Annotated in this window: 14 protein-coding genes; 3 read left to right on the top strand and 11 right to left on the bottom strand. The window is 60.5% G+C overall.

The window, feature by feature from the left end:
• Positions 1-17: 17 nt before the first annotated feature.
• From G518_RS0116110 to G518_RS0116085, 6 genes are read right to left on the bottom strand one after another with little or no spacing between them, the layout of a single operon-like run.
• Positions 18-1,181 carry a CaiB/BaiF CoA transferase family protein gene (locus tag G518_RS0116110; protein ID WP_028603434.1) on the bottom strand — a complete coding sequence of 388 codons (1,164 nt, stop codon included), beginning with the start codon at positions 1,179-1,181 and terminating at the stop codon, positions 18-20.
• A 26-nt stretch (positions 1,182-1,207) separates the two neighbouring features.
• Positions 1,208-2,005, bottom strand: coding sequence for an enoyl-CoA hydratase/isomerase family protein (locus tag G518_RS0116105; RefSeq protein ID WP_028603433.1), 798 nt, complete (start codon positions 2,003-2,005; stop codon positions 1,208-1,210).
• Positions 2,002-3,117 carry an acyl-CoA dehydrogenase family protein gene (locus tag G518_RS0116100; protein ID WP_028603432.1) on the bottom strand — a complete coding sequence of 372 codons (1,116 nt, stop codon included), beginning with the start codon at positions 3,115-3,117 and terminating at the stop codon, positions 2,002-2,004. Before G518_RS0116100 ends, G518_RS0116105 begins: the two co-directional genes overlap by 4 nt.
• A complete protein-coding gene (locus G518_RS0116095; RefSeq protein WP_028603431.1) occupies positions 3,114-4,301 on the bottom strand; it encodes an acyl-CoA dehydrogenase family protein in 1,188 nt (395 codons plus the stop codon). The genes G518_RS0116100 and G518_RS0116095 overlap by 4 nt, the downstream gene beginning before the upstream one ends.
• 23 nt (positions 4,302-4,324) lie before the next feature.
• On the bottom strand, positions 4,325-5,503 hold the full coding sequence (locus G518_RS0116090) for an acyl-CoA dehydrogenase family protein (protein ID WP_051236827.1): 1,179 nt from the start codon (positions 5,501-5,503) through the stop codon (positions 4,325-4,327).
• Positions 5,500-6,465: a Bug family tripartite tricarboxylate transporter substrate binding protein gene (locus G518_RS0116085; RefSeq protein WP_028603429.1), complete on the bottom strand. Its 966-nt coding sequence runs from the start codon at positions 6,463-6,465 to the stop codon at positions 5,500-5,502. Before G518_RS0116085 ends, G518_RS0116090 begins: the two co-directional genes overlap by 4 nt.
• Before the next feature lie 169 nt (positions 6,466-6,634).
• On the opposite strand from G518_RS0116085, the gene G518_RS0116080 reads away from it, so the two are divergent.
• Complete coding sequence (locus G518_RS0116080; protein WP_051236824.1) at positions 6,635-7,390, top strand: GntR family transcriptional regulator; 756 nt, start codon at positions 6,635-6,637, stop codon at positions 7,388-7,390.
• Positions 7,391-7,418: 28 nt separating this feature from the next.
• Here the strand turns inward: G518_RS0116080 and G518_RS0116075 are convergent, their stop codons facing one another.
• Genes G518_RS0116075 through G518_RS0116060 form a run of 4 tightly spaced genes read right to left on the bottom strand, consistent with a single transcriptional unit; the run spans position 7,419 to position 10,574 of the window.
• Positions 7,419-8,108, bottom strand: coding sequence for a GntR family transcriptional regulator (locus tag G518_RS0116075; RefSeq protein WP_028603427.1), 690 nt, complete (start codon positions 8,106-8,108; stop codon positions 7,419-7,421).
• 36 nt (positions 8,109-8,144) lie between these two features.
• A complete protein-coding gene (locus G518_RS0116070) occupies positions 8,145-8,939 on the bottom strand; it encodes an alpha/beta fold hydrolase (protein ID WP_211231723.1) in 795 nt (264 codons plus the stop codon).
• A 10-nt stretch (positions 8,940-8,949) separates the two neighbouring features.
• Positions 8,950-9,537 (bottom strand): amino acid synthesis family protein, encoded by a 588-nt coding sequence (locus G518_RS0116065; protein ID WP_028603425.1) that lies wholly within the window; start codon positions 9,535-9,537, stop codon positions 8,950-8,952.
• A gap of 32 nt (positions 9,538-9,569) precedes the next feature.
• Entirely contained in the window at positions 9,570-10,574 is a 1,005-nt protein-coding gene (locus tag G518_RS0116060) for a Bug family tripartite tricarboxylate transporter substrate binding protein (RefSeq protein WP_245597984.1), read from the bottom strand.
• A 168-nt stretch (positions 10,575-10,742) separates the two neighbouring features.
• Between G518_RS0116060 and lplT the strand changes: the two genes are divergently transcribed.
• Complete coding sequence (gene lplT, locus G518_RS35455) at positions 10,743-12,071, top strand: lysophospholipid transporter LplT (protein WP_051236820.1); 1,329 nt, start codon at positions 10,743-10,745, stop codon at positions 12,069-12,071.
• Entirely contained in the window at positions 12,068-13,084 is a 1,017-nt protein-coding gene (locus tag G518_RS0116050; protein ID WP_028603423.1) for a glycosyltransferase family 4 protein, read from the top strand. Before lplT ends, G518_RS0116050 begins: the two co-directional genes overlap by 4 nt.
• On the opposite strand, the gene G518_RS0116045 is transcribed toward G518_RS0116050, so the two are convergent.
• Positions 13,071-13,493, bottom strand: coding sequence for an acyl-CoA thioesterase (locus G518_RS0116045; RefSeq protein ID WP_028603422.1), 423 nt, complete (start codon positions 13,491-13,493; stop codon positions 13,071-13,073). The two genes, G518_RS0116050 and G518_RS0116045, sit on opposite strands and share 14 nt — an antisense overlap.
• Between the last annotated feature and the right edge of the window lie 64 nt (positions 13,494-13,557).

Genomic DNA, 13,557 nt, shown 5'->3' with positions numbered 1-13,557 from the left:
GCGGGTGTTGCTCCTGCTTAAAGTTCAGCGAGCACCTGTTCGGTATGCTCGCCAAGTGCAGGCAAGCGCCCGGGCTGCCGGCGAATGCCATCCAGATTGATGGCCAGTCCGGGTACGCTGATGGGGTCTCGGCCAGCAGCATGCACGTCAATGAAAAGATCCTTGCTCACTCCGCCTTGGCCCGCGTGCACTTGAGACATATCTTTGATGGCACCAGCCACAATTCCCCCCTCGGCCAGCATGGCCACCAATGCTTCGGAGTCAAATTGGCTCAATGCTTTTTTCAGCACGTCCATCAGTTCGGCACGATGGCTTACCCGGGCGGGGTTGTTCGAGAACCGTGCGTCTTTTGCCAACTCCGGTTGCCCGATCGCTTTGCAAAGGCGGATGAAATGCTCGTCCATGTAGGCGGAAAGCACCACCATTCCGTCCCGAGTTTTTAGGACGTCAGCAGCTGGCGCCACCGTGGGCTGGCCATTGCCACGGCGTATGGGCATGAGCCCGAGTTGGCGATATTCTGCCCAGGCGTTGCCCAGTGCTGAAACTGCGACGTCAATCAAGGAGAGATCAACCAATGCGCCTCTGCCCGTGACGCCACGGCGCACAAGCGCAGCCAGTACTCCAGTTGCCAAGGATTGCCCGGCCAGGATGTCGACTACCGTAAAACCAACCCGCACTGGATCTCGGTCTCCTTCGCCATTGAGGCTCATCATGCCGCTCTCCGCCTGGGCCGCGATGTCGAACCCGGCCCGGATGCTGGCGGAGCCGGTTTGACCGAAGGCGCTGACGCGGCCGTAGACCAGTCGCGGTGCTTCCGAGATCAGTTGCTCCGCACCCAAGCCCAGCTTCTCCAGTGCCCCGGGACGAGAGTTGGACAAAACCACATCGGCATTCAAGGCCAGGCGCTTGGCCTGCCTCTGGCCTTCACTGCTGCGAAGGTCCAGCATGACCGAGCGCTTGTCTCGGTTGTAGGCGCTGAACATGGGGCCGTAATCGTCTCCAGTCCAACCGACCCGTCGAGAGGCATCGCCGCCTGGGGGTTCGATCTTGATGACGTCAGCGCCCAAGTCGGCCAAGGTCTGCCCGGCAGCGGGCGCAGCAATGTACTGACCGAACTCGATGACACGCAGACCCTGGAGCGGCGGATCGATCGCGCCTGAAGCGGCTTGTTGGGTTGTCATAGGGGTGTTCATGGGGAAGGGTGGATTTACTCGCCCTGCCCGAACTGGGGGCGACGCTTTTCAAAGAAAGCGCTGGCGCCTTCTTTGAAGTCAGCGCTTCCAAACAAGGGCGGTGCGTTGTCGATCTGAAAGCCGAGGGCCTGCTCCAGCGTCATGGGGCTTTGTCGCAGCCCGGTCTTGATGCGCCCGAACGCGCGCGCCGGACCTTCTGCAATACGCCGTGCCAGTTTTTGGGCCAAGGGAAGTGCGCTGCCTTCCGGCGCATGCTCGTCCGCAAGGCCTATTGATACGGCTTCCGCGCCTTTCACTTCACCGGCCCACAGCATGAGGCGGCGTGCTTGGGAAAGGCCCACACGTGCTGGCAAGGACCAGAAGAGAGCGGCATCGGGCATGGCGCCCACTCGGGTAAAGGCGCAGCAAAATACGGCACTTTGCCCGGCAACCACTATGTCACAGGCAGTTGCCAGGCCCAGGCCTGCCCCGTAAGCGGGGCCGTCCACGGCGGCGACGATCAGTTTGTCAGAGAGCGCGATGCGGCGATACAGCCAGGTATTGCGCGTCATGCGCCTGCGCACTTCCTCTTCGCTGCCAGCGGCCAGTTGGCGCAAATCGCCACCTGAGCAGAAGGCGCCACCGGCTCCTGTGATGATGGCGGCTCGCAAGCTGGCATCTTGCTCCAGCTCTTCCAGTCCGGCCATCAGACCTTCATAGATGCCTGGGGTCTGCAGCGAATTTCGGTTTTCAGGGGAGTTGAGGGTGAGCTGAATGATTCCATCCTGACGTTCGACGAGGACAGGCTCATGAGACAGGCTGGCTTTGGTCATGCGGGGGCTCCCAAGGAAAGATCGGCCAGCAGATCGGTGTAGTCTGCGCTGGTGCCATAGAGATCAGCGGCGAGTGCGAGACGGCGCACATAGGCTCCCAGCACGTACTCATCTGTCATGCCTATGGCGCCGTGAAGCTGTATGGCTTCTTCCCAGGTGTGGCGAGCCACCTGCCCGGTGCGAATTCCTAGCGCAGCAACATGGCGTCGGGTTGGGGCGGCAGCTGCTTCCAGGCACAAGGCTCGCGCCTCCTGGATTTCGACATACAGATCGACCAGCCGGTGCTGTACCACCTGGTTTTGTCCCAGCGCTTTGCCAAACTGACGCCGAGTGCGCACATACTCCAGTGTGATGTCGAAAGCGGCCTGAGCGGACCCTAGCGTCTCTGCGCAATGAGCCACACGTCCTTTGTTCAAGGCCTGGTTCAGCATGGAAAGCATGTCTTCGACGGGGCCTTCTTGCAACAGGGTTCCCGTTGTGTTTTCGAGCTGCAGTGTGGCGGCATGCCTTCCGTCGTACAAGCGTTGGTTGCTGAGCGTGAGGCCGCCTGCATTGGCTTCTACCAGGAACAAGCCTGTTGTCGTGGTGTCTTGAGAGAGCTGTGCGGTGACCAGCACTGCATCTGCTCCACCGGCACCGGGCATCAGGCCTTTTGTACCTGAAAGCCGCCAGAGTTCACCTTGGCAGGTGGCCGTGGTGGATGGCTTGGCCAGCGTGGTGGCGCCATCCGGCTCCCAGGCGGCCCAGGCTACACGGCGCTCGCCAGCCGCCAGCGCCGCAAGCCACACTTCTCGCAGCTCGCCCTTCGCCACGCTTTCCAGCAAGCCACCGCCAAGAACTGCGCTTGCCACGAAGGGCTCGACCAATAGAGCCCGGCCTAGCTGCTCCACGAGCAAGCATTGTTCTGGCAAGCCCGCTCCCATGCCCCCGTCGCGCTCTGGGAGTGCGATGCCTAACCACCCGAGCTCTGCCAATTCACGCCAACGATCCGGTGGACATCCCGTGGTGTGATTGGACACTGCGCCGCGGACTTCTGGCGTGCAGGCGCGTTCGGCCCAGCGGCGCGCGCTGTCGACCAACATCTCATGAATCTCGGTATCTGTGTCAGTCATAGTGCGAGCACCTGCTTGGCCATGATGTTGTGCTGAATCTCGCTGGTACCGCCAGCGATGGTGTAGCCGCGTGCCAGGAATCTGCGTGAAGACGCGGTACCGGCTAACGGGTCTTGAAGCGTGGCACCGGCTTTGCCTTCCAACCATTCCTGAGACAAGGGCATGGCCTCAGGGCCGAGGGCATCCACGATCAGCTCTTCCCACAGCTGTATGAGCCGGCTCCCGCGCATCTTGAGCATGGAGACCTCGGCCCCCAGCCGTTCGCCGGCTGCCTGCCGCGCCACAAAGCGCGCCGCATTGGCCTCCAGTGCGATCAAGCGAGATTCAAGTTCGGCAAAACGCTCGCGAAACCAGGGCATATCGGCCACGCGGCGACCGCCTCGGGTGCGCGAAAGAGCAATATCACGCACACGGGCCATGCGGCGTTTGTTTTCTCCTATGCGCGCTAGTTTGAGCCGCTCGAACTCCAGCAGGGATTTGGCAACCGTCCAGCCCTTGTCTTCTTCCCCTACGCGTTGATCCACAGGCACGCGGACGTTGTCGAAGAACACCTCGCAAAATACCGGCCACCCATGTATGCCCACGATAGGGCGCACGCTGATGCCGGGCGTATTCATCTCGATCAACAGGAAGCTGATGCCTTCTTGCGGCTTGCCTGCCCGGTCGGTGCGCACCAGGACAAAGATCCAGTCTGCGTATTGCGCATAGGAGGTCCAGATCTTGGAGCCATTGACAAGGTAATCCTGCCCATCCCTTTCGGCGCGTGTTGCCAGGCCCGCCAGGTCCGAGCCGGCATTGGGTTCTGAGTAACCCTGGCACCACCATTGCTGGCCGGTGGCGATGGTCGGCAGAAATCGCTGCTGCTGCGCGGGGCTGCCAAATCGCATCAATACCGGGCCAATCATGTCGAACGTGATGGCGTTCAACTCTGGCGCACCTCCCAAAGCCATTTCTTCGTCAAACACCATCTGTTGGGCTACTGTCCAACCGCGTCCGCCCCACTCAGCAGGCCAGTGCGGCACCAGCACTCCTGCCGCTGCCAGCCGTGCATGCCAGTCATGCAATTGGACTCGCGTGGGCATCTGCCCTTGGTGCACCGTCTGGCGCAGGTCGTTCGGCAATTGGTCAGCTACGAAGTGCCGCACTTGCTGGCGAAACTGATCAAGATCTTTGGTGGCGAGCATGCTTGTCTCTTTCTTGCCAGTGATCACGGGGTCAGGCCGTGGTGTAGCGCACGGCGGGCGATGGCCGCGCGATGTACTTCCGAGGCACCGTCATAGATACGGAATGGCCGGAGCATGCGCAAAATCATGGAGAGGGGGATATCTTCTGAAATGCCCAATGCGCCGCAGATCTGCACCGCCGAATCTGCCACTTTGTAGACAGCTTCAGAAACGAATACCTTGGCCATGGAGGAGTGGTGGCGAATGGATTCGCCCTCATCCAGCCGGCGTGCCACGTCCAGAACAATGTGCCTTGCGGCATAGAGCTGAATGTGCGCGTCCGCCACCATGGCCTGCACCATCTGATGGTCTGCCAGCTTGGTGCCTTGCGACTCACGCCGAAGGGCGTAGTCTTGCGCGATGCTCATGGCGCGCGAGGCAAGGCCTATATAGCGCATGCAGTGAAAAAGCCGGGCGCCTTCCAACCGCAGTTGCGAGTGCGCCAGCCCCTTGCCTTCTTCACCAATGAGTGCCTCGGCCGGGACTGCGCATTCCTCCAAAAGGATCTCGGCGTGCCCGCCAATGTCGAACGGCTCCATGGTCGGGATATCGCGCACGATTCGAAAGCCTGGCGTGTCCATGTCCACTAGGAACCACGATGGCCCGGCGTCAGTTTTTGCGACGACGATGGCGAAATCAGCCCGCATGGCGCCGGAGATGAACCACTTGTGGCCATTGATCACCCAGCCGTTAGAGGTGCGGCGCGCTGTGGTGGCCAGCATGCGCGGATCGGACCCCACCCCGGGGGCTGGTTCGGTCATGGCAAAGCAGGAAGCGCGCTCCCCGCTAAGCAGCGGCAGCAGATAGCGCTCGCGTTGAATGGGGCTCGCCAGGCTCTCCAGCGCGAACACGTCTGGTTGTGTCGGTGGCGCGCAACGCAAGGCCAGTGGGCCAAGAAAGCTGCGGCCAGCTTGTTCAAGGTAGGCGCAGCACTCTGTCCAGGTTAGCGCCATGCCGCCGTCTTCGCGGCGGGTACGGGGAGCGCCCAAGCCGCGTGCCAAAGCCAATGCATTCAGTTCTTGCGCGGTGCGGCGTACTTCGGCGCCATCATGCGCTGCCGAAAGATTCTCACGGGGGATGACTTCCGAGTCGATGAAATCCTTGAGGTTATCGATCAGCGCGGTGTACTCATCAGGGGAGCGTGTACTGGCCAGATGTCTCATTTTGAGATCACCTTCACTGCCTTTGCCCATTGCTGGGCGTCCCTGCTGATGAAGGCAGAAAAGTCCTGTGTCCCCATGAACGCTTCTTCGCCGCCAGCCGAGACCAGGCGCTGTTTGACGTCTGCACCGGCGCACGCTTGCCGCATCGCTGCCTCTAAAGTTCGGATGACTTCCTGTGGCGTGCCGGCAGGCGCATGCAAGCCGTACCAGGAGAGCACTGCAGCACCGGGATAGCCGGCCTCTGCGATGGTTGGCACATCTGGCAGCTGGGCCGAGCGGGCATTGCTCATGATGGCCAGGGCGCGCAGCTTGCCGCCTTGGAACTGGGGGTAGGCTACGGAAGAGGGCAGCACCGCCATGGAGATCAGCCCGTTGATCAGATCAGGCACCGTGGGTGGCGCACCTTTGTACATCACTGGTTCAAGGCGGAGTCCCGCTTCTGCGCTGAACAATTCGTTGGCAATGTGCTGAGGTGTTCCGTTTCCGCCGTTGGCGTATTGCAGTGGCTTGGGCGCCTTTTTGGCCATCTCCACAAACTCTTTCACGGTACGGGCCGGTGAGGTGGCAGGCACGGCGAAGTAGCTGGGTGAGAGGGAGAAGCGCCCTACCGGTGTGAACTGCTTGGGTGACCAGCGCAGATTGCTTTCCAGCAGCGGAGCGGCATTCAGGAAGCTCGCGGAGACGATCAGGGTGTACCCATCCGGGGCGGCCTGGGAAACGGATTCCGCCGCAATGCTCCCGCTGGCGCCGGGTTTGGCTTCCACCACGATAGGGGTCTTCAGCAGCTCAGACATGGTCTGCGTGAGGGCCCGCGTCTGCACATCAACCACCCCGCCGGCCGCATAGGGCACGACGATCTTGATCGGCTTGGAAGGGTAGGCATCAGCGGCGTGAGCTGAGCTGCCCAGGATGGTCACCGCGGCGATAGCGGCCAGGGATTGAAACAGGTGCCGAAGGTTCATTGAGTGTCTCCTTTAGTTGGATGAAGGCACCGGTTTGTCGTATTCACCGGATGCTTCAACCTGTCATGATAGGTTGAAAAACTCGGCGTGGCAATACCTGATATGACAGGTTGGCTAATGGGGCTACACTAAGCTGATACAAACTCGACGTGACGCCTGCTCCGGACACATGACAAGCTCCAGCGCCCCAACTTTTCCTAGTGCCGACGCAGTTGGCGAGATCCCTCTGTTTGCACAGATCAAGGGGCGTCTACGTGAGGACATCCTTGAAAAACGCCTTCCGGCAGGCCAAAAGCTTCCATCGGAGGCTCAACTTCAATTGGCTTTTGGCGTGAGTCGAATCACCATCAGACAAGCTTTGAACGAGCTCCAATCTGAAGGCCTCATTGAGACGAAGAACGGTAAAGGCAGTTTCGTCACGCGTCCCGCTGGATCATCACGTCTGGGGATGCTGGCGGGTTTCAACGAGCTTTTGCGTACACACGGCCGTGCGGCGAGCGGGCGAACTTTCAGCACGCGGACGGGTCCGGCGCCTGCTCGCGTGGCCCGGGCGCTCAAGCTGGCGCCTCGTACGCCGGTCACCGTCGTGCGCACCGTGCGCATGGCAGATGGCGTGCCGGCCGCGTTTTTTCAAGCGTATTACGAGCCCACGCTGGGCCGTGAGATCCTGGCTTCTCGCCTCGCCGATGAAGACGCCATGAACTTGTTGGAAGACGAGTTGGGCTTCCGTCTGGATCGCACTCAGATTTCAGCCTCCGCCGTGAAGGCCGGGTGGATGCGAGGTGTTTTGCTCAAGGTTCCTGCGGATACGCCTTTGCTGTACATGCGCTTCGTGCCCCATGACCTGACGGGGCTCGCATTGTTCTATTCTGATATGTACAGCCTGCCGGATCAATTCACCTACCGGGCTGTCGTGAGGCGCTGATAGGTGGGTAGTGGGCGTTAGGTCATTCTCAGGCCACGCCGCTTTCGCGCAAGCGCTCGGCGGCGATCTGGGCCACGCGCTGAACATGCGCCTGCGAAGCCTGCTGCGCCGCCTTCGAATCACGCTTTTGGAGTGCTTCGACGATTTTGCTCATCTCGTCTGCAGCTTCTTTCTTGCGTCCGGGCGAACTGATGGTCATGACACGCAGGCGGTTGATGCGTGCATTGAGCGACTGAACCACCTCCCACGCCATGCTAAGCCCGGCTTCGTTGAACAGGGCTTCGTAGAAAGCAGTGGTCCGTACCAGTACTTCGTGGAAATCGTCTTTGCGAAACGCCTCCTGCGTGGCTGCGTTTAACGAAACGAGCCGCTGGATGGCTGCGGCATCGGCTTTCTCGGCGCACGTATGGGCCGCATGCCCTTCGAGCAAGGCGCGGATTTCATAGATTTGAGCGGCTTGATCAGCTGTCAGCGTGGCAACGACCGGGCCTTGCTGACTGCCCGATTCCACCAGGCCTTCAGTTTCGAGGTGGCGCAGGACTTCCCGCACGATGGAGCGGCTAACCTCCAGCTGTTCGCAAAGATTGCGCTCTACCAGCCGTTCTCCGGGTTTGAAATGCCCATTCCAGATGGCATCTCGCATCTTTTCAAGCGAAAGCTCGCGCAGCGTCTTGGCGCTGCGGTCAACCTTCAGCGAGGCTGGGCGGGGCGTAGTCATGGCGTTCCTCAGTACATTCTCCGAGGCGCAAGTATTTCACGTCTGAATATCACGCCGAAAGGCAAGCCAATTGCGCAGACTCTGGTTGACCGCATCGGGTGCCACTACGGTCATCATGTGCCGCTCGCCGGGGATGATTTCGACGATCGATTGAGGCACTTCCTTGCTCATTGATTCTGACATTTCCGGTGACGAGTTGGCGTCGAACTCGCCGGTGAGAAACAGCGTGGGCATGGTCAACTGATGCAGCTTGCCCGCGTGCGCTTCGTCGGATGAGGAGAAGAGCCTGTAAGTGCGGGCGTAGCCTTCTGGGTGAACATCCCGCAGATAGCCTGCGACGGTAGTCGCCATGGATTGCAGCGAAGCTGGCACGGGATCGCCAAACCAGCGGGAAATGGTAGAGCCAATGGTGGCCTGCACACCCGATTGGTCCAGAGCCTCGGAGCGCGATTGAACGGCTGCACGCTGCTCGGGCGTTCGGCGAAAGACTGCATTGAGGGCAGCCAGGCGCGATGTCCTTGAAGGGTGCCGCAACGCGAACTCCATAGCCACCAAGGCACCCATTGAATGCCCTGCCACGTTGGCTGCAGGAATGCCCAGATGATCCAGAAGGCGTTCAAGCTGCTCTGCGTAGTCTTGCAATCTTGCATCGTCTGGTGGCAAGGGGCTGCCGCCGTGGCCAAGCATGTCGTAGGCAATCACTTGATGCGAGCGCGCCAGATCTTCAATCTGCGGCGCCCAGACCCCGTGCTGCATACCGACACCATGGATCAACACCACAGGTTCGCCTTCGCCGTGAACGGCGTAGGCCGTTCCATCGGGGGCGTACAAGGTGATGTCCTCACGCATCATTGCTGCCGAGCTCTTTCAGATCCTGATAGCGGTCGCCGATGCGATGATGTGGGCGGCCGCCGATCGAGGCGCCCAGGGCCACGACGATCTCGTCTGGGGCGGGGGAGTCATTGATCGCGAATTGCAGCGTCAGGTAGTGCGAGCGCATGCCTTCGTCGTTCTTGTGCATCATAGGGATGGCTATGGAGCAGTTCGGCCCTCCGCGCACGTTGGTGAAGCTCAGGTAGCTCTTGGCGCCCACCGCTTTGCGATAGAAATTGCCGAAGTGCAGCGTATGGATGAGTGCAGAGGCGTGTTCCACTTCTCCAGACGTACCGACGACAGCAGCCTTGCCATACCCCTCGATCACCTCGCCTGAACCCGTTTGGCGCAGGATGGCTGAAGTCAGTAGCTCACCAAGAATGGGGGCGATGGCACGGATTTCAGGCTGAAGATCTTCCACAAAGCCACGGCCAGCCCATGGGTTGGCAAGCACTGCAGCCACCCCGTACATCGTCAGCGGACGGGCAGCTTGTTTGCCGCCTTCAATGCGGGTTTCTTCGGAATAGGTGACGATCTTGCGGATATTGGCGTTCATGTGGATTTCTTCGATGTGAGAGGTGGAGTGACTCACTCAGCGGTGATGTTGGCTGCCTTGACGACCGCACGATATTTTTCGGTTTCGGCGGCCATGAATTTGCGAAGGCTCTCGGCGGATTCACCCGAGGCGCTCACGCCCTGCTCAGCCAGGCGGGTGCGCACAGCCGGGTCAGCCAGCACTTGCTGTGCAGCGGTCTGGATCTTCCGCACCACTTCTGGTGATGTTTTTGCCGGAACGAAGAGGCCGAACCACACCCCTAGATCAAACCCGGTAAGGCCCGGTTGCATTCCCATGGCAGGGATGTCTGGTGCAAGTTCGGAAGGCTTCGCTCCGGTGACGGCGAGCGCTTTCACGCGGCCGCTCTTGATGTAGGTCTGGGCCGCACTCAGTGTGGAAACGGCCAGATCAATCTGGCCACCCAGCAAGTCAACCAGAGCAGGCGCCGCACCGCGGTAGGGCACATGAGTCATGGAGATGTTGGCCCGCATTTTCAACAGTTCACCGGCCACATGCATGGGCGTCCCGTTGCCGGCTGAACCGTAGCTCAACATCCCTGGTTTAGAGCGAGCGAGCTGCAGCAGTTCGGCGATGTTATTGGCTGGCAAGCCGGGTTTGCCGAGCAACACCATAGGCCCTGTACCGATGAAAACCACAGGCGTCAGGTCGCGGGATGCATCGTATGAAATGCCAGGATTGATGAGCTTGTTGATCAGGATTTCAGAGCCTGATCCGAGGAGCACCGTGTAGCCGTCAGGCTGTGCGCGCACTGTGCGCTGCGTACCGAGTACACCCCCTGCACCCGCGACGTTCTCGATGACCACAGGTTGCCCCAACTTTTCGGCCAGAGGCTGCCCAAGGGTGCGGCCAATATTGTCTGAGCTGCCACCTGGCGCGAAAGGCACCACCAGCGTGACCGGCTTTTCAGGGAAGGCAGCAAAGGCAGCCGTACTGGCGCATGCGAGCCCAATCGCCATGAGCCGAAATTGGTGGGCAAGCCGTTTTGTCAAGCCGGTGGGGTGATGAGGTGCTGTCATGGGAGGTCTCCATTTGTATGTTGGTATTATGGTATACCAAAAATATTTCCCCTGCAATAGCGCTTGCTCATCCCACGTCTGACCGCCTTCTAACCGTCATCCCGCTTTCACACTAGCTCGTTCCAATCGTCCAATGAGCCTGTTTCAGTGGACTGGTAGCGCTGCGCGATGAAGCGCGGCATCGGCTTTCTTGTGGCGGCACAGTTTGTGTCGGGGTTGGCTGACAGCGCCTTGTTGATCGTGGCGATGGCGTGGCTGAAAGAGACTGGCCAGAACATGTGGCTCGCACCACTGCTCAAAGCGATGTTCACCCTGGCGTACGTGGGGCTGGCGCCCGCTGTGGGAGCGATAGCTGATCGTTGGCCCAAGGGCAGGGTGATGTTCGCCGCCAACGCTCTCAAGGCGCTGGGATGTGTGCTGATCGCTTCCGGAGTTGACCCGTTGTTGGCTTTTGCGATCGCGGGAGTCGGAGCGGCTGTTTACTCCCCTGCAAAGTATGGGCTGATGGCGGAGTTGGCGCCTACAGATCGACTGGTGCACGCCAACGGTTGGCTGGAGGTGACCACCGTGGGGGCCATCGTTCTGGGCACCATGCTGGGTGGTGGGTTGGTGGGGCCATTGCTGGCTTGGGAGTTGGTGCGGGAGCTTGGCGCTTGGTTACCGGTTGACTCACCCCTGTCGGTGGCGCTGATGATGGTTCTCACGCTGTATGTGGTGGCTGCGGCGCTGAATTGGGTTATTCCGGCGAGCGGCGCCCAGCTACGGGCGATGCAGCTTTCCCTGGGCGAGTTGATGGAACGTTTTGTACGAGCCCAAGGCGTGTTGTGGCGTGACCCCTTGGCGGGAATTTCCTTGGGGGTCACCACACTGTTCTGGGGGGCGGGTGCTACCTTGCAGTTCGTGGTGCTGGCGTGGGCGCAGCAAGAGCTTGGGCTCTCCCTGTCAGGAGCTGCCTACCTTCAGGGTTTGGTGGCGGTGGGAATAGGGTTGGGGGCGCTGGCAGCAGGCCGCTGGGTCACGCTGGAGCAGGCGCCGCAGTTGCTGGGGCTGGGCGTGTTGATTGGCCTTGTGGTGCCGATGATGACCTTCGTGCAGAGCGTGATGGTGGCTGCTCCACTCATGGTGGTTGTGGGGGCCCTGACGGGGTTCCTCGTGGTGCCTATGAACGCGCTCCTTCAGCATCGTGGTCAGGTATTGCTGGGCGGCCGTCCAAGTTGCAATTCTGACCGCCCCTTGGGCTCTGGCGAGTCCATCGCGGTTCAGAACTTCAGCGAAAACCTTTGTGTGCTGGCCATGTTGGGCGCCTACGCAGGTTTGCAGGTGGCGGGATGGCCGCTGCATCAACTGGCGCTCCTGTTGGGCGTATTCGTGGCCGGCGGGGTGGCCTTATTGATGTGGCAATACCGGAAGGCGTGCGTCTCTGTGACCTATTCAGGCCAGGGTGTCCGCTGGGTGCAGCCTGATCCGGAAAGACCTTTGAAAGAAAAGCAACCATGAAGATCATGATCGTGACCGACGCTTGGGAGCCGCAAGTCAATGGCGTGGTGCGCACGCTGAAAATGACCACGCGAGAGCTGCGCGCCATGGGGCATACCACGCACATTCTTTCGCCTTTGGATTTCAAGTCGGTGCCTTGCCCCACGTATCCTGAAATATCGCTCGCCTTGGCCACGCGCGCTGCCGCGGCACGTCGTATTGATGCCGTGGGGCCAGATTGCCTGCACATAGCGACTGAAGGCCCGCTAGGCTGGGCGGCCCGGGGTGTGGCCATGCGGCGCGGTTGGCCTTTCACTACCGCCTATCACAGCCGATTTCCGGAGTACGTGCATGCACGGGTACGTCTGCCGGTGGATTGGAGCTACGCGCTTTTGCGCAAATTCCACAACGCAGGTGAGGGCACGCTGGCCCCCACGCCGGCTATCGTTGATGACCTCAAGGCGCGCGGCTTCAAAAGGGCCCGGCTATGGTCCCGCGGAGTGAATCTGGATGCGTTCTCGCCCGAAGGCCCCAGGCTGGAGCGCGGCGCTGGGCCGGTCTTCCTGTATGTGGGCCGATTGGCCGTGGAAAAACAAGTTCACAAATTCCTAGAACTCGATCTTCCGGGTGAAAAATGGGTGGCAGGTACCGGGCCGGAGGAAGCGAAGCTGAAAGCGCGCTACCCCAATGCGCGCTGGTTCGGGGTGATGAGTGGGGACGATCTGGCAGCGGTCTATCGCACCGCGGATGTGATGGTGTTCCCCAGCGTTACAGACACCTTTGGCCTGGTGATGGCTGAGTCGATGGCGTGCGGCACGCCAGTGGCGGCTTATCCCGTACCAGGCCCCATCGACGTGGTGGGTCACGCCTCACCCGGCGGGGCCATAGATATGGATCTCAGAGCGGCCTGTCTGGCCGCGCTAGGGAAACCTCGTGACGGCGTTCGCCGCCATGCGGAACAGTTCAACTGGCCCCAGGCCAGCCGGCAATTCGAGCAGGCTTTGGTGCCTATCAGGCAAGTCAATCGCCGATGAGGGTTCGCAGGCTTTCCGGAAGGTCAACGGCCTTTTGCTGAGCAAAATTCACCCAGATGGTGGTCGCGCCACCGGCAGCGCGTATTACGCCGGGCTCGGAAACGCTCTCCATGGTGGCCCAACTCTCAAAGGTGGTGCGCCTGGGGTCGCTGACATACATTTTGATGAGCACTTCATCGGGGTACTCGAACTGCCGATAAAAATTGCAGAACGCGTTCACGATCACCGGGCCTTCTTGCGAGGTGGCAGGCACACAGCCCAACGTGTGAAACCAGTCGATGCGTGCCGTTTCCATGTAGCGGAAATAGGTGGCGTTGTTCAGGTGCCTCATGGCATCCATATCGCCCCAGCGCACGGGAATGCGGCTTTCGAAAACGAGCTTCTTGCGCTCTGGAATTTCGATCTTCATTGATATTTCTTGATGTGTGAGCTTGAAGTTGCTTCCGCCAGTCCCGATCAGGCGGGATGACGGA

The sequence above is a fragment of the Ottowia thiooxydans DSM 14619 genome (assembly GCF_000422885.1).
GTDB lineage: Bacteria > Pseudomonadota > Gammaproteobacteria > Burkholderiales > Burkholderiaceae_C > Ottowia > Ottowia thiooxydans.
Note: the sequence above shows the minus strand (reverse complement) of the source record. Positions and strands in the feature narration are given on the sequence as shown.